Annotated in this window: 16 protein-coding genes and 2 pseudogenes; 9 read left to right on the top strand and 9 right to left on the bottom strand. The window is 68.8% G+C overall.

What is annotated here, in order from left to right:
* Window positions 1–20 precede the first annotated feature (20 nt).
* Window positions 21–443 carry a hypothetical protein gene (locus ABZ951_RS06710; RefSeq protein ID WP_344083843.1) on the top strand — a complete coding sequence of 141 codons (423 nt, stop codon included), beginning with the start codon at window positions 21–23 and terminating at the stop codon, window positions 441–443.
* Window positions 444–620: 177 nt separating this feature from the next.
* On the opposite strand, the pseudogene ABZ951_RS06705 reads toward ABZ951_RS06710, so the two are convergent.
* A pseudogene (locus ABZ951_RS06705) lies at window positions 621–748 on the bottom strand (IS630 family transposase); the annotation flags it as partial.
* Between the two features lie 140 nt (window positions 749–888).
* Here ABZ951_RS06705 and ABZ951_RS06700 point away from each other — a divergent pair.
* Both ABZ951_RS06700 and ABZ951_RS06695 read left to right on the top strand, forming a co-directional pair.
* Window positions 889–1,374: a hypothetical protein gene (locus ABZ951_RS06700; protein ID WP_344083846.1), complete on the top strand. Its 486-nt coding sequence runs from the start codon at window positions 889–891 to the stop codon at window positions 1,372–1,374.
* 501 nt (window positions 1,375–1,875) lie between these two features.
* Window positions 1,876–2,304, top strand: coding sequence for a hypothetical protein (locus tag ABZ951_RS06695; protein WP_344083849.1), 429 nt, complete (start codon window positions 1,876–1,878; stop codon window positions 2,302–2,304).
* 278 nt (window positions 2,305–2,582) lie between these two features.
* Here the strand turns inward: ABZ951_RS06695 and ABZ951_RS06690 are convergent, their stop codons facing one another.
* Together ABZ951_RS06690 and ABZ951_RS06685 are read right to left on the bottom strand one after the other, a co-directional pair.
* Window positions 2,583–3,023, bottom strand: a complete 441-nt coding sequence (locus tag ABZ951_RS06690) for a hypothetical protein (protein ID WP_361279254.1) — start codon at window positions 3,021–3,023, stop codon at window positions 2,583–2,585.
* 119 nt (window positions 3,024–3,142) lie between these two features.
* Window positions 3,143–4,108: a WYL domain-containing protein gene (locus ABZ951_RS06685; protein WP_344083855.1), complete on the bottom strand. Its 966-nt coding sequence runs from the start codon at window positions 4,106–4,108 to the stop codon at window positions 3,143–3,145.
* 96 nt (window positions 4,109–4,204) lie between these two features.
* On the opposite strand from ABZ951_RS06685, the gene ABZ951_RS06680 reads away from it, so the two are divergent.
* Together ABZ951_RS06680 and ABZ951_RS06675 are read left to right on the top strand one after the other, a co-directional pair.
* Window positions 4,205–4,570: a VOC family protein gene (locus ABZ951_RS06680; RefSeq protein ID WP_344083858.1), complete on the top strand. Its 366-nt coding sequence runs from the start codon at window positions 4,205–4,207 to the stop codon at window positions 4,568–4,570.
* Window positions 4,571–4,690: 120 nt separating this feature from the next.
* Window positions 4,691–5,405 (top strand): annotated as a pseudogene (locus tag ABZ951_RS06675) (IS481 family transposase); the annotation flags it as partial.
* Here ABZ951_RS06675 and ABZ951_RS06670 read toward each other — a convergent pair.
* The 6 genes from ABZ951_RS06670 to ABZ951_RS06645 form a co-directional block, all read right to left on the bottom strand.
* Complete coding sequence (locus ABZ951_RS06670) at window positions 5,402–6,481, bottom strand: hypothetical protein (protein ID WP_344083861.1); 1,080 nt, start codon at window positions 6,479–6,481, stop codon at window positions 5,402–5,404. The pseudogene ABZ951_RS06675 and the gene ABZ951_RS06670 sit on opposite strands and share 4 nt — an antisense overlap.
* Window positions 6,482–7,006: 525 nt before the next feature.
* Window positions 7,007–7,237 (bottom strand): hypothetical protein, encoded by a 231-nt coding sequence (locus ABZ951_RS06665; protein WP_344083864.1) that lies wholly within the window; start codon window positions 7,235–7,237, stop codon window positions 7,007–7,009.
* Window positions 7,238–7,519: 282 nt separating this feature from the next.
* Window positions 7,520–7,906: an MmcQ/YjbR family DNA-binding protein gene (locus ABZ951_RS06660; RefSeq protein ID WP_344083867.1), complete on the bottom strand. Its 387-nt coding sequence runs from the start codon at window positions 7,904–7,906 to the stop codon at window positions 7,520–7,522.
* A gap of 43 nt (window positions 7,907–7,949) precedes the next feature.
* Window positions 7,950–8,888 (bottom strand): SDR family oxidoreductase, encoded by a 939-nt coding sequence (locus ABZ951_RS06655; protein ID WP_344083870.1) that lies wholly within the window; start codon window positions 8,886–8,888, stop codon window positions 7,950–7,952.
* 104 nt (window positions 8,889–8,992) lie between these two features.
* On the bottom strand, window positions 8,993–9,391 hold the full coding sequence (locus ABZ951_RS06650) for a VOC family protein (RefSeq protein WP_344083873.1): 399 nt from the start codon (window positions 9,389–9,391) through the stop codon (window positions 8,993–8,995).
* The gene (locus ABZ951_RS06645) at window positions 9,388–9,774 is read right to left on the bottom strand and encodes a VOC family protein (protein WP_344083877.1); all 387 of its coding nucleotides are present in this window, start codon (window positions 9,772–9,774) and stop codon (window positions 9,388–9,390) included. Before ABZ951_RS06645 ends, ABZ951_RS06650 begins: the two co-directional genes overlap by 4 nt.
* A 1,367-nt stretch (window positions 9,775–11,141) precedes the next feature.
* Here ABZ951_RS06645 and ABZ951_RS06640 point away from each other — a divergent pair.
* The 4 genes from ABZ951_RS06640 to ABZ951_RS06625 form a co-directional block, all read left to right on the top strand.
* A complete protein-coding gene (locus ABZ951_RS06640; protein WP_344083880.1) occupies window positions 11,142–11,852 on the top strand; it encodes a hypothetical protein in 711 nt (236 codons plus the stop codon).
* Window positions 11,853–11,936: 84 nt separating this feature from the next.
* Entirely contained in the window at window positions 11,937–12,578 is a 642-nt protein-coding gene (locus tag ABZ951_RS06635; RefSeq protein WP_344083883.1) for a hypothetical protein, read from the top strand.
* Window positions 12,579–12,753: 175 nt separating this feature from the next.
* Window positions 12,754–13,668, top strand: a complete 915-nt coding sequence (locus tag ABZ951_RS06630) for a hypothetical protein (protein ID WP_344083886.1) — start codon at window positions 12,754–12,756, stop codon at window positions 13,666–13,668.
* A 12-nt stretch (window positions 13,669–13,680) separates the two neighbouring features.
* Window positions 13,681–15,599 (top strand): CHAT domain-containing protein (locus tag ABZ951_RS06625; protein WP_361279243.1); only part of this gene is annotated, 1,919 nt, incomplete at its 3' end.

The raw sequence follows: 15,599 nt of genomic DNA, 5'->3' as shown, positions 1-15,599 counted from the left end.
CCACATGAGAGGAAAAGGAAATGTCCGCACAGAAAACCGGTGACATCATTCTCCGCGGCCGCACACAGGTGCGCGCGACAAGGGTGTTCTCCCCGCGCGACGGCCGTTCCCGTCTGGAGAAGACGACGGAGGGCACCGGCACCCTCGCCGGCACCGAGATCCTCATCCAGAGCACCGCCGAACTGGTCGAGATCGGCCCTGACTCCTACACCGCCACCTCCACCGCCGTCCTGACGGCCAAGGAAGGCGGGGACATCGTCCTCTCCTCGGCCTGCGGCGCCGCTCACCGGGAGGCGGGGGCCCAGAAACTGATCTGGCGGGGCCACCTCGCCCTGAGCACCCGGTCGTCACGGTTCGCCGACCTCGACGGGGCGCTCGTCGCCTTCGTGAGCCACCTGAGCGACAGCGGAGAACTGACCGTGGAAGGGACGAAGTGGCGCTGAAGCCGGCCACCCCGCCGGGGCCCGCACTCCGGCCGCGGGCCGGTGCTCCCGCCAGGTGGGGACAACCGGCCCGCTCGGGTAAGGGTGACCGCATAGCCGGCTAGTGAGTTGCGCCCGAAATCGCGGGCTCAACTCTGTCCATGGTTTCCAGTGGCTGGGAGTGTGATCTTGGCGAGGTAGCCGGGCGGGGAAGTGAAGGACCTCGTCGGCGGTCTTGGCCCAGGTGAGGGGCTGACGTTCTCGTTCCACGTGTCGATCCAGGCCCTGATGTCGTTCTCCAGCGCCTTCACTGAGGTGTGGACGCTGATTCAGCGCAGGCCCTGCCCCGCCGGCCCGCACGGCTGCCAGGACACCCTGGCGCACGGTGGCAAGGCCGGGGGCCCTTATGTCTTTGGTCGGGGGAAACGGGGGTGCGTTGGGTTGGCGAGCCAGGCAGCATGGCGGGGTGACCGACCTGCTGTGGGATGACGTGAAGCGTTTCTTTGACCCGGACCTGATGGGGCCGCTGCCGGACGTGCGTGTCCCGAACGCCTCAGTGGAGGATTGGCAGGCGGTCCTCGATCTTGTCGCGGAGAAGGAGTGGAAGTGCCAGTACTCCGAGGGAGAGACAGCGCTTCAGGTGCCCCGGGCGGAGGCCGTGCTGTCCCGCCTTGCGGATGCCGAGTGCCCGAGCCTGAGGGTCTGGCCGACTGCCGATGTGCTGGCGATCTTCCGTTTTCTTGCCGACGATGAAGTCGACTTCGACGTCGACCTGCGGGAGTTGCAGGGCCAGGGTCGACTCGATGTGTTCTGCGGCTTCCTTCGGGAGATCGGGCGGCGGCTGGGCAAGCCCGTGCTGATGGACCCGGAGGGTGACTACGGCCATCCGGTGCTCGGCTTCGATGTCGAGGTCGATCGAGTCATTCTCCTCGCAGACCCGCAGGGCAGGTGACTGAGGCCGACGGCTGCGGTGCGTAGAAGGTTCCGTCGCGAAGCATGCCGAACAGGATGTCGGCCCTGCGTCCGGCAAAGGGCTGTTCGCCTCCGATTTCGGAGTTCGGGCGAAGCCGCTGTTCAGCCAAGTCGCCGCGCACACCCTCCGGGATGCCCATGAGCCGGCCCTCGCGGCTCTCGGTCCGGCCTCGTGGCCCGCACCGTCTCGCCGTCGGCGCAAGTGGCTGGAAGGGGATTGCCAAGTGGTCGAGCGGTTCCGCCCGCGGCGTGGAGCGTTGCCTCCTGGCTAACGGGGCGGCCGTGGCGGTACGGTGCTGGGGCACCCGACCCGGGGGAGGCCCCTGTGACACCGAAGCCGTCGCCTACTCCGGAGCGCGGGCCCAAGGTGCCTCCGGGCTATCCGCCCAAGACACCTCCACCGCCGAAGTCACCGCCCTCGCCGTTTCCTCCTGATCCGCCGACGAAGGCTGTGCCGGCGGCTTACCAGAGCCGTCTGACGATGACCAACCGTCGCGGCGTCAACTGGCCCATGGAAGACCGCCCGTGGACCCCGGGGAAGGCGCGGGAGCGGGTTCTCGCACAGCTGCGGGAATGGGGTTACACCGCCGATGAGGCCATGGTGGGGGACCTTGTCACCACGCTCGTCGGCCAAGCCGTGCAGGACACCCGCGCCCGAATCAGCGTGCACATGTCTCCGAAAGGCGACCAGATTCTCGTCGTCGTCCTCAGCCACCAGAGCGGCCGTCCGGCGGCTGACGAGGCCACGGTGCGCGGTCTTGCCGGGCACCGTGCTGTCGTGAGTTGTGGTGTGGAGACCAGCACCGAGGGGCCGAGCCTGTGGGCGGTCATGGACCTCAACCGGCCGCGCCCCTCAGCGACGGCCACCCGGCGGGAGACTCTCGGCTCTGCGCTCCGCAGGGCGCTCTGACCTGCGCATTTCCGCGCGGTCTTAAGCGTTGCCGCCGTCAAGAGGGCCATGAAGCTCTCAGCTGATCAGAACGGAGGCTTCGTGACCGACCACGGGTCGTCAGCAACCGGCCGGCCGTCACCGGCACCCTCGCAGCCCTCATAGACGTGCCAAGGTAAGACCGATGCTTCACCGCGTCACTGGTGTCCGCATCCGCACTCATCGAACACTCTGTCCTGTTCGGTCGGCCGTCCATCGCGTGCCGAGTGCGTCCAGGTCCGCCCGGCGTTCGGTGATGCTTACGGCTCGTCATTGCTGTGTCCGTCCGGACGCAGAGCCTCGACGGGCCAGTCGAACACAGGAGCCGGACTCTCCGTGACCGGCCAGCCGTTGACCACGGCGAGCAACTGGAGGTACCGATCCCTGGAGGGGTTGTTCGCGCTCTCCAGCCGAGTCGCCGGCCGACGGCGGAGCTCGACGCCGTCGGGGCGGCCGAGAAGGTGCGTGTAGCGCGCCGTGAACCCCGCGACGACCGGATCAGCCTGGGGCGCGGCCGGGTCGGTGCCGACGGTCAGGGCCTGGCTGCCTTGGTCACGGACGGTTGCGACACTGTCGCGTCGCGGGCCCATCACGTCGCTTCCGGCCTGCTCGGCTGCTGCTTGGTCCTTGGCCATCTGCCGCGCGAGCGGTGCAGGGGGAGACGAGGCGTTCGACGGCTTCGCCGAGGATGTGCCAAACATGCCCTACCGGCGGCCCTTCCTGGTCGCGGACTCGCCCACTCGCAGCACTCGCGGCACCGCCCGGGCCGGCTAGGTGTACTGACCGGAGACGTTGATTGAGAGCAGGCCGTTCTGATCGGTCACGTGGCTGGGGTCGAGTGTCTTTCAGCCAGGTCTCTGGCGAGCTGGCTGATGCGTTTGCGGGCTGTCTGCGGGGTGAGTATCTCGATGTGGTCGCCGAATTGGAGGAGTTGACGCACTGACTCGATGTCGGGGTAGCGGACGACGACGGTGCGTGATCCGTTTTCCGCATCGGAGACATCATGGATGCGTGTGCCGAGGATGCGCCGCGCCAAGTCGAGGCCATGTTCTGGCAGGCGAAAGGTCACGCTCACACGACCTTGCCCTTCGGTGCGTTCCTTCAACGCGGCCCATCTGGTGCGGAGGGTTTCGTCTGGTCGAAGAGCAACTGGCGCGTCGAGTTGTTCGTAGGCCGAGAGCCGTTCCAGAGCGAACAGCCGACCATCGCCCCTGTGATCGGCAACGAGATACCAGCGGCCGGACTTCGCCACGATTCCGTACGGGTCGACCACCCGCGTTGAGGCCTGATTCTCGGCGCTGCGCCGGTATTGGATTCGCAGTCGGCGTCGGTGCCGCAGGGCCGATGCCAGATCGGCTACGTCGACCGCTGTCTTTGAGTCGGCAAACCATGCGGTGCTGTCCACCAGCACTAGATCCGCCAGTCGCAGCTGGCTTGGGTACTCAGGTGGTGCGGCCTGACGGGCGGCGATCTTGCGTGCGGCCGACTCCCACATCGCAGACAGGCCCATGCGCTCACGTTGCGTGCTGTCCAAACCCGCTACGGAGAGTGCTTCCAGCTCTGGTGGTTCCAGATGGGATGCGTTGAGCCGTGCACCGGGGAGCAGGACGATCCCACCGTTGCGCCCGCGCTCGGCATAAACAGGCACCCCTGCAGTCGAGAGCGCCTCAACGTCGCGCAGCACAGTTCGCCGAGACACCTCCAGACGCTTGGCCAGCTCGGCGGTGGTGATGCGCTGGCGGGCCTGCAGGAGCAGCAAGAGGTGCAACAACCTTGAAGCCTTCATGCTGACCAATGTTCGCAGAAAAAGATGACAGGTTCTGTCGCGATTCGGCGATCAATTGAAGCGGTACCGAGAAAGCACTGAGTTGAGGAGCGCTATATGCCCGCACCGAACCTATTCCTGATCGGCGTCCGCGACGCCAAGTCCGCTACCACCTTCTACAGCGACCTGTTCGAGATCGAACCGACCTTCACCAGTCCCCACTACGTAGCTTTCGAGGTTGCCCCCGGCGTCCTGTTCGCGCTGTGGACCGGCTACAGCGAGCAAGCAGTCCCGAACACCCCTCGCACAACCGAGGTCGGATTGATGGTGCCGGGACCACCGTCGGCAGTTGACGAAATCTTCACGAACTGGGTCTCAAAGGGAGTCCACGTCGTGGAGAGGCCGCACGACGCTGTCTTCGGTCGCACGTTCGTGATCACGGACTCCGACGGCAACCTCATCCGGGTATCCCCGGTGGATTGACCTGCACGCCCCACACCCGCCAAGTTCGTTCTCGAAGGGCCGACCACACACACGATGGTCGGCCCTTCGCCCTATCCAGGAGCGCAGAAATGTCACATCCGAACGCTGTCCTCACCCCGCGCGAGACTCGACATCGCCCCGTCGGCAGTGCACCGAATCCTGCGATCAGCGCGACTGAACCGCCTCGCCTACCTCGATCGCGCGACCGGTGAACCCGTCCGGCGGTACGAGCACGACCACCCCAGGATCACTTGTGCACGTGGACGTGAAGATGCTCGGGAACATCCCCGATGGCGGCAGCTGGCGCTACGTCGGTCGCCGTCAAGGCGAGAAGCATCGCGTCGCGACACCGGGCAAGTCACGCAACGCCTACGGCGGCCCGAAGCTCGGGTACGCATTCGTGCACACCATCATCGACGACCACTCCCGCGTCGCCTACACCGAGATTCACGATGACGAAACAGCCGTGAACGCAGTCGGCGTGCTATACCGCGCGGTCAAGTGGTTCGCCGAGCGCGGAGTCACCATCGAACGAGTGCTCTCGGACAATGGAGGTGCCTACCGGTCCTGCCTGTGGCGCGACACGTGCGGAGGCCTCTCGATCACCCCGAAGTTCACGCGCCCTTACCGTCCGCAGACCAACGGCAAAGTAGAGCGCTTCCACCGCACCATGGCCGACGGCTGGGCCTACGCTCGCTGTTACACCAGCGAGCAACAACGCCGAGATGCTCTGCTGCCGTGGCTACACCACTACAACCAACACCGCCCACACACCGCTTGCGGCAACCAGCCGCCGTACTCACGGTTAATCAACGCCCCCGATCAGTACAACTAGGGGTTCTCCTGCAAGGTGAGGCCGTAGTAGTCGACGTGGTAGTCCCCGACACTCTGTGCGTGGTCGGTCAGGCTGAGGTCCTTCGGTGAGGAAACGCCCAGGTCGCGCAGGGTGGCGACCATCATGCGGGCCAGCCAGCGGCCGTCCACCTCGCCGATGCCGAAGTCCTCCGAGTGGTAAGGCGCCTCGTGCCAGTGGTTCAGGGCGGCGGGGCGGGTGGCCTGTGGGATCCAGCCGAAGGAGGTCGGATCGGTGACGCCCTCTCCGAGTCGCTCCGGGTCGTAAATGATCTCCAGTCTGTCACCGCAGAGGAGGTGGAACAGGGTCGGGCCATAGGTACCGGGCACCAGAGCGTGGAAGCCGAAGTCGAGCTCGATGCCGAGCGCGTGCGTCTCGGCGGGGAGGGTGTCGAGGAAGTCGCCGAAGGCGTGGGAGAAAACGTCCCAGTCGTCGGTGCGCCAGCGGCCTGGGAAACCCAGGCCCGCGTTGGCGGGGTCGCGGCGGCTGCCGAAGAACCCGCCGAGGGCGTAGTGCTCACCGTGTCCCTGCCGCCAGAACCAGTTCTCCACCGGGTCGGTCGGCTGGAGCAGCAACTCCGGTCCGTGCTCGCCGGCGTGCAGCTCCAGCGTGTTCTCGCGCTCACGCCAGCGGCGGAAGGGACTGCCCCACAGCGGAGCGGAGTCGTAGAACGGCCCGGGGTCGCCGTACGCGCCCATGATGGAAGCCGGACCGAACTCCTGCGTCAGCACCTCGGCAACCGCCAGGAAAGCCGCCGCCTTTCCCGCGGCACCGCCCTCCGGCAGCGCGACGGGCACATACAGCCCGACGTACTCCTCGCCGCCGTGCACGTAGTCCTTTTCGAAGCGGTCCACCGGGCGCAGCCGGGGCACCCACTGAGGGGACGTGGCAGGCTCCAGCCCCGTGACCAGCCGCGGCCCGGTGGCACCCTCTTGCCACTGCCAGCCGAGGCCCTCGACCACCGCCCGCAGCGCCGGCCCGCTCCAGCCGCCGGTCTCCGCTCCCCTCAGCCGTCGTGCCAGCTCCACCACTCGCGCCTTGTCCCAGGCCCCCGTCATCCCGAACTCCTCATCCGTTCCGTGTTCGTGCGAGAGACCTTGCCATACGGCACTGACAAGAGCTCACCTGCCGCCCTCCGGGTGGTCGAGGACACCCTGCGACAGCTTGTCAAGGCGAGCCCGCCGGGCACCTCCCAGTCGACCGGGCCGCCACGGAGACTGAGGCCGCCGGTGGGCCGCAGCCCGCGCGCGTCGTACGGCAGCGCCCCGGGGACGGGGGAGTGGGGCGTCGAGACGTGGATCCATCCCGGTGCCGCCGCGCAGCCGCGGCCCGGCAACTGCCTCGGCGGCCCCGGCGGCCGGTTCGGCTGCCAGTCCAGCACCGCCGCCCGACCGTTGCTGTGCGAGGGTCAGCTGATGGCCGGTACTGACGGCAACCCGGAGGTCTTGGAGATGCCGCGCAACGGCACCCTGCGGAGATGCCCGAAGGCGTCGTGCTCTCAGCCCGCGCACCGCCGCGTTGTCAGACCCCCCACTGCCTGATGGTCCGGGCGCCAGAGATCTACCGTCCCCGACTGGGTCCGGTCACCCGACGACCGCGTTGGCGAGGTCGTCGAGCTCCTGGTCGCCGAGCCGCGTGGCAGTGGTGAGCTTGAGTTCGGTTTCGGCCAGGAGATTACCCAGCGGCCGCACACCGTCCTCGTTCTGGGGCCTGTCCGGCCACAGTTCCGGATCAAGGACGGGCTCGGCGCCCAGGGCGGCCAGCGCCGCGTAGATCCCCTCCGGTCTCACCGGGTGCGCGCTTCTGATCGTCACACCCCAAGCTTCCGTGCCCACACCGTGCCCCCACGTCTTGTCACGGGCACGGCACCCACGACAACACCGCCGCCCGCCACGACCACATCCTGGCCCACATGCGCGCCACCGGTCTCGCCGACCTCGGCTTCCGCGGCCTGGACAACGAATCTGCGACCCCGTGATCGAAGCCATGCTCGACCGGCGCACGTCCCACGGCGAGGACGCGGTTGGCGGTCCTCCGGCCAGGGGTGAGCTCGTGGGCGCGGCTGGCGGTGTATTTGGTCTTCACAGGCGTTGACCTTAGGGTCCTTGCTGTTCGTGGTGGAGGGTGCGCAGCCGTTCGCGGGTGGTGGTGGGCAGGTCGGTTACCACGCAGTCCCAGGCGTGGTGGAGCATGTCGGTGAGGTCTTCGTCGGGCACCGTGTTGTCCTCCAGGTGCACGGTGAGCCAGTGCCAGCGTCGGCCCTGGTACCACGGGTGTACGGCCGCGTGCTGTTCGCACAGGTGCAGGGCGAGCCGGGGTTCGCACTTGACGGTGACCTGGTCGGGGTGGGTTCTGGTGGCTGCCGCGAGCATGGCGAAGATGCTGCCGCCGACCTTGTAGACGGGCCGGTTGGGACCGTAGGGCTCCTCTTCCGTCACCTCCGGCAATGAGAGGGCGAGCTCCGCGATGTCTTCGGGAGTCATGGTGATGTCCTTGGTGTAGCCGGCGTTGCCAGGGGGCTCGCGTTCAGCGGTAGTCGTCAGGGTTCGGTGCCTGTCCGGTCCTCATGTACTCCTGGAAGTAGTGGACGGAGTCAGGGGCCGATCCGTCGGCGTCGGTGAAGCCGTACTGCCTGGCCAGTGTGCCGACGGACAGGGAGTCGCCGGTGAAGCGGGCCACGTCCGGGTCGGCGGCGAGCGCGGCGACGGCCCGGGCGGTGAACAGCGGGGTCTCGGAGATGGCGAACGTGGGGTCCACCTTGCAGCCGTCACGCCAGTTCTCCTCGGCGATGCGGAACGCGTCAAGCATCGCCTCGGTACGCATCCAGCCCGGCGCCAGGCCCAGGGCCGTACAGCCGTACTCCTTCAGCTCCTCAGACAGCGCCCACGTCATCCGGAAGGGCGCGAACTTGGCGAGGTCGAAGGCGAACGGGGCCCGGTAGTGGCCGTTGTTGAACTCTGCGGTGCCGTCGGTGAGCTCCACCACCAGGCCGCCGGGCCGGCGGATCAGCAGGGGCAGGAGGTAGTGGCTGGTGACGTAGTAGGTCTCGATGCCGAGCCTCAGCATGCGCAGGCCCTTGTCGAGGTCGCAGTCCCACATCTTCTTGCCGCGCTCGACGAGGTGCTCCGCGCCCCAGATGGCGTTGACCAGGATGTCCAGCCGGCCCTGTTCCCGGTCGATGCGCTCGGCCAGTGCTTGCACCTGCTCCGCCTGGAGGTGATCGACCACGGCGGGGATGCCCTCGCCGCCGGCGGCGGTGACCAGTTCGGCGGTGTCCTCGACGGTCTCGGCCGGGCGGCCGGACTCGCGCGCCTTGCCGCGGGTGGAGCGTCCGGTCACGTAGACGGTGGCGCCGGCCCGGCCGAGCTCGACGGCGATCGCCCGGGCTCCGCCGCGGCTCGCCCCGGTGACCAGTGCCACCTTCCCCGCCAGGGGCTTACCTTCGTCACCCTCGTCGTGGTTCATGTGGGTCATTCCTCACTCGCTCATAGATGATGACCGGAGCACGGCCGTATCCCGATGTGTCGACCCCCGGCCGTCCGCTGCCACAGCGCGGACCGAGGGGTGTTTCACCCGTTCTTACCGGCGGCGCTGATGCAGAAGGGCTGGCCGGAGGGGTCGAGCAGCACCGTCCAGTGCCTGCCGCCGGGCTGATGGGCGGGCTTGGTGGCAACGAGCCCGCTCAGCCGCCGTTCGGCGGCTGCGACGTCGTCGAAGGCCAGGTCGAGGTGGAAGACGAGCTCGTCCTCGGGCCAGTCCGGCGCCATGAAGGACTCCGCGGTGTAGAACACGTACGTGGTGGTGCCATCGCTGATCATCGCCGCCGTGTCACCGAACGTCTGGGTGACCTTCCAGCCCAGGGCGGCGGCGTAGAAGTCGGCGAGCGCCTTTCCGTCGTGGCCCCAGAACGCCGCGCACTTCACCGCGCCCGCGGCGGTGGTGCTGTTGTTCTGCGCCACGGCGGTCACCAGGTCTGCTTCTGGGTGACGGCGATGACGTAGCCGTTGGGGTCGGTGAAGTAGAAGAGCTTCTGGCCCTGGTGCTCCATGACGTCCTTCTGGACGGTGACCAGGGGGCGGATGCGCTCGACGTAGGAGTCGAAGTCGTCCACGGCCAGGTAGAACATGCCGAACGCACCGACCGGGGTGTCCTTCAGAACGGGCAGCCAGCCGCGCAGGTGCTCGTCCCGGTAGACCATCAGAGCGAACTCGCCCTCGAAGAGCAGAATGCGCAGGTCGTCATCCGGGTCGTTGCCGGCGGGCAGGGCGGTGAAGCCGAGCTTCTCGTAGAAGTCGACTGCCGCCTGGGTGTCGGAGACACCAAGGCACGGAGAGATGGCGGGGGGCTTCATCAGGGGTCACTCCTGGAAGAGGGGATGCGAACAGAAAGATCGGAGCTCCTTGGGGACGTACAGCTCGCCTCCGAGAAGCTCTATCGGAAGCATGCCCTCCATATAGGACAGACCACGTCCTATCCCGGTTGACGTGCGGATTTTTCACACGGTGAGGGGCAAAACTGATCACGAGCGCTCGCGTACCAGCAGCCCGGGCCACAACGTATGCAAGGTCGAAGAAGGCCCGCGAAGGAACCAAACCGAGCAGAAACCGGCGAACCGACCGGCTCGCCAGACGATCTTTTCCATGGACCGTCGCCCCCGACCAGCATGAGTACCCCATTTCATGAGCAACGGGATACTCGCCGTCCAGCGTTCACTCGTCGTTGCCGAGGTCGAAGAACCAAAGTCGCGTCGTCACGACGGGGGCGGCGGACGGGTGCGAGCCGGGGGACCTCGCATGGTGATCAGCGCGCTGGTCATGGTGACGGCTCCCAGGTGCTCGAGTGACTACGCGAGCGCGCGCGGGGAACCTCAGCGGCGGGCCCGTGAGCGCGCAGATCAACGACCGGGTCTGCGAGCAGCGCCGGTCCCGCTGCTCGCGGACCTGCGGTGGACGGGCGACCACGCACTGGATATGAAGGTCGCGGACGCACCAGCCGTGGCGGTGTGAGGCCCGGATGCTGGTCGAACAGGGTGTGGCGGAGCCGGAGGCGCGCAGGAAAGTGCGGGTACCGATGCCGGTGAAGCCGGTGATTCAGAAGCTGCACCGGATCAAGGGCGACTCGCGGGCGGTCCCGTTCGACACCGGCAGGTTCGGCGCCAGGCTCGCCAACAGACCACCGGCTACAACCACGGTCCGAGGGGGCCGGGCCGGCCACCTGCCGAGGGGCCCGAGCCACTCGGTTACGCCGATGTCGCCGCCGCCCTCTCCGGTGTGGTCGGCCGGACATTCGTCACCGCGGTGTCCCGGCTCGCGACCGGCCGGCCGCCACCGGGATGCATGCGCTGTGCTTCAACGCTCACACCGTCAACGCCCGCAAGTGGTGTGCTTTCGGACCCCCTCGGGACCAAGGGCCGTTCCGGAAGCGGACGCACCACTCCGCGCGGCCGCGGTCGGGTGAGCTGTGGCCGAAGACCGGCGGGCGGGGGAATGGCAAGGCTCCCTCGCCGTGGCCGGGCGGCCTGGGTTACAGGCGGGATCCGCTGCTGACCAGGTGGCCGCCCGAAACCTCGGAGTGGCCGGTTCGGCACTCCCGGCACTCGACGGCGTCACCAGTCGCCCCTTAGCTTGCTGAGGCCGGGCGATCGGCCGGAAACACTCTTTGCTCCGGTCGTCCTCCGTCCGGCCGGACAACTGCACCATCGCGATGCCAAGGGGGAACATGAGTAAGGGGCATGCACAGTGGAGTGCTCTGGCCGCAGCTCTGGCGGCCACGGCCGGGCTGTTGGCGGCGGCTCCGGCGTCGGCGGCCGAGGCGGCGCCGAACGCCCGGGGCTCGAGCGGGGATGTCGAGTTCTCGCTGTTCGACAGAGGCACCGGGATGTCGGAGGGGTCGACGTTCCAACTGGCTGATCTAGGCCGGCAGGGCATCTCGAAATCCGCGATCGAGGACCTCGCAGCCGGGCGCCAGGCGCGTCCGCAAGCCACGTCGCAGCAGACGCAGGCGGGGCCGGACGACGTAGTGGGCGAGTGGACGGAACGGGACGGCTGGAACACCGTCATGCGCCGGGGTTACTACGACGCCACGACGGACAGGGGCTTCGGCCTCACCAAGGTCGACCAGAAGCACAACCTCAGCCTCAGCGCCGTGAAGGCGACGACGAAATACCCGCGCCCCGGCCCCACCGGCAAAGAACCGCTCGCCGGGTCACAGACCACCTACAATTACCGCACCGAAGTCCTGCACGTGAAGTGCAGTGGCTGGTGGATCTTCCGGACCTGCCGGGTCGTCGAGGTGAAGACCATCCGCGCAGGCGTGGATTTCCGTATCCCGCCCAACGGTGACGGCAAGTCCAAGGGCGTCATCACCGCGTTCTGCGAGAACACCCCGGGACGGTGCCCCGACTGGGTCAGGAAGGCCATCAACATCTGACCCGGAACGCACGCGCCCCGGCCGTGCCGCCCGCCTGCTGCAGAGGCGGGCGGCACAGCGGCGCTCTCCCGAAAGGCTTCCCTGATGGCGTCTCGTCCTCGCAGGCCGGCCCCCGGGCTCCCCGCTGCCGAGTGGTGGGCCCCGCTCCTCGTCGACCTGGCGGCCGTCCAGCGGGGCAGCGCGCCGCTGGGCCTTCGCGTCCGGGCCGTCGACCTCACCTCGGAGCGCGCCGCGGTGACCATCGACTGGACCGACGGCACCGGCACGACCTTCCGGCCGGCCCCGGAGGCCGACCGCGCCGCACTGCTCCGTCACATCACCGGATCGGGGCCCGCCCACAACGCGCCGGCGGAGCACGACACCGAGTTCTGGGCACCTGGCGGAGCGGACCGTACGCCCCTGCTCAGCCACGCCTGGCTGCTGGACGAACTGGGCCGTCGCAGCGACGCCTGGTACGCGTACCTGTCCGAGCCGGTGGAACTCCTGCACGTGGGCACCGATGGCCAGGACACCGCGACGGTCACGGTCGGCCGCGTCTCCCGCGAGGACGTGGTGGTGGTCCGGATCCCCCTGGCGGGGCTCGGCGCCGACGGCCTGGACATCGGGCTCGCCTACACGATCGTCGAGAACGCGGCAGCCGCCGACCGCAGGACCCTGCCCCCGGCCGAGCCCGTTCGCGGGTGGCCCGGATACGTATCGACGCTGCGGCCGGCGGCCCCGGAGTAGACCTGGCGAGGAAACCGGCGTGGCGTTGGTTGCCGGACACCACCAAGTCGTATCTGCGGGCTCCGCAAGGGAGTCGGATATGTCAGCTGCGAGCAGTGGCTGCGCTGGGCCGGAGGGGAGCCGACGCCCACGGGAGAGCACGTTCCACCGATCGGTTCCGGCTGGAAGGAGCGCCATGAGCTGCCAACAAGGGCTGGCGCACGAATACGAGCAGCTTCGCCAGGCGCAGTTCGATCCCGCGCGCAGAAGCACTGCGCCGGGACAGTGGCAGGCTCTGGTGGGCAAATACCGCAGGGCCTTGCAGAACCACGCGGACCTCGAAACGTCCCGCGGCCTCGCTCGCGCACTGTGGCGATGGTCAATGGCGTTGAACGCGGCGGGCAATGCCGTCGGCGCGGTTGAGGCGGGACGCCAGGCGGCATCCGAGTTCGACTCTGTCTTCCGGAAGACGCTGGACTGGGATGCCGACGAACGTTCGCCCGTAGTCGACGAGGCGTTGGCGGAGCTGCTCGTGGCCCGCACCGATCTCGCCGAGATGCTCGCCGGGGCAGGCGCCCTGGACGAGCGCATCCGTGTTCTCGAGGACGCCCGTGAGGCCGGGCACAGCCTAGAGGGCGGTCCACGGACGCGGCGGGCGCTGGGAACCGTGCATCACAATCTGTCCAACGCCGAGACGGCCCGCCTGCTCGACGCCGTGCGGCGCGGACAGGGCGGCATCGACCCGACGGTCCCCACCCTGTCGGCCTCCCGCGCCGTGGAGATCCGGCAGGGACTGATCGACCCCCGTGACCCGCTGACCCTGTGGGAACTGGCCAACAGCTATATCCAGTACCTGCGGTGCCTGGGCATGGTGGAGGAGCTGGACCGCGCGGTGATGGTGGTCAACCTGGCCGCGAAGCTCATCGCGACGATGCCCGCAGGTACGCCCGCCGACCTCCGTCCCCAGCTCGACATAACGGTGGACATGCTGCGCACGGCCTATCCCGGTCACGCCCGGCAACTCGCGAAGGCTTACCAGGCAGGGGCCGCCGGCCGCCGGCCATCACGTTTCGGGTTCCGGCGTCCCCACCGCCGGCCACCGTACGGGTAAGGAGGAACGGCTGTGATCGTATTGCGGCTCGAGGCGCGGGAGGTAGCGGGACCTGATCGGTGGCTATGGCGGCTGACCGGGCCCGACGACCGGATACTGGCCCACCACGACATACGTCTGAACCTTGCCAGCCCGCAGTACGAGGCGGCACTGGACCTCCTGGGCTACCTGTGGCGGCATACGGCTCCCGACCTGCGCGACATCCGGGAGACAGAGATCGTCCGCGAGGTGGGCGGCTGGCTCGGCGAGCAGGTCCTCGGCCCCGTGGCCGACGCGCTGCGCACGGCGGCTCCCGCCGTGGTGCGGGTGGTGGTACCGGCGGGCGCCGGTGAAACAGCGCGCCGGCTCCTGGACCTACCGCTGGAGCTGGCCCATGCGCGGGAGCAGCCGCTGGCCCTGCAGGACATCACCCTGGTGACGCAGTGCGGGCCGGACCCCCGGCCACCGGCCGGCGAGCCGATGCCGCGCGCTGGTCAACGGGTGCGGATCCTGGCCCTGTTCAGCCTGCCGGTGGACAGCCGGGCGCTGAATCTGCGCCGTGAACGGCGGCGCCTCGAGCAGCGGTTCACCGAAGCGGCGCGGGCGGGCCGAGGTGTCGAGATCCACTGCCTGCAGTACGGGGTGACCCGCGAGCGCCTCAAGGCCGTCCTGGCGCGACCCGAGGGCTGGGACGTGATCCACATCTCCGGCCACGGCACGCCCGGTGAACTCCTTCTGGAAACCGATTCCGGGCTGGCTGACCGGATTGCGGCGGACGAGGTGACAGACCTGCTCAGCAGGGCGCGGGGCGTCAAGCTGGTGACGCTGTCGGCTTGCTGGTCCGCGGGGCGGGCCGTACGGCAGCAACGGCGGTTGCTCAGCCTCTCCGATCAGCGCGAGGCGGAGCCGACGGCGCAGGACACGGAGCAGGAACGCCCGCCCGGCCCGGTCGGCGCGCTCGCAAGCATGGTCGCCGAGCGGCTGGAGTGCGCGGTGCTGGCCATGCGGTACCCGGTGGCCGATGACTTCGCGGCGGCGCTGGCCGAGCGGGTCTACAGCAAGATGATTCTCGACGGGCAGCCGCTGCCGCGTGCCTTGGCCGGCACGATCAAGGAGCTGTCGCAGCCCGGCGAGCCTGTGCCGCAGCTGGCTCTGCAGTCGGGGACTCCGACCCTGTCCGGTGCGCGGGCGCTGGAGCTGACCATGCCTGCGCCTGCGCCTGCGCCTGCGTCAGCCGAGGCAGCGGCGGCGGTGACGGTGACGGCGGCAGGAACGCTGCCGGTGCCGGAACGCTTCGTCGGCCAGGTTATGACCATGGCGAGGGCCGGTGTGGCCCTGTCGCCGGACGGCGGAATGCGCGGAGTGCTCCTGCAGGGCATGCCCGGGGTGGGCAAGACCACGTGCGCCGCGGAGCTCGCGGCCACGCACGAGCATGCCTTCGACAAGGTCATCTGGTTCCGGACAGCGACGGAAGCAGACGCGCGGCCGGACCCGGGCAGCGCCCTCACCGCACTCGGCGAAGCCATCGAGCGGGCGGTGCCCGAGCTGGGCAGCGCCGAACTACCGGTGGGCCCCGGCCGCTTCGGGGAACTGCTGACACGACTGCGCGCCTGGACCGGGCGCCGCCGACTGCTGCTCGTCATCGACGGCATCGAGCACCTGCTCACAGCGGACCGCAACTGGCGGGACAGGCGCTGGAACGACCTGCTGCTCGCTCTGGCAGGCCGCACACGACTGATCCTGTCCGGCCGCACAGTGCCGCGTACCTACCCGAGCGGCCTGCTCACCGTTCCCGTAGGACCACTCACCCACGACGAGTGCATGCTGCTGCTCCCGGAACTGCCGACGCTCGCCCGGCTGGCGCGCGGGGGCAAGCCCGGCATGACCCACGACCAGGGGCGGCGGGGGCCCACCACCGCGAGGGGGGGGAGGTGGGGCGACCGGCCCGACGG

It is taken from the genome of Streptomyces sp. NPDC046215 (assembly GCF_040646215.1).
Lineage (GTDB): Bacteria > Actinomycetota > Actinomycetes > Streptomycetales > Streptomycetaceae > Streptomyces > Streptomyces stramineus.
The sequence above is the reverse complement of the archived record's forward strand: the minus strand, read 5'-3'. Positions and strand labels throughout refer to the sequence as shown.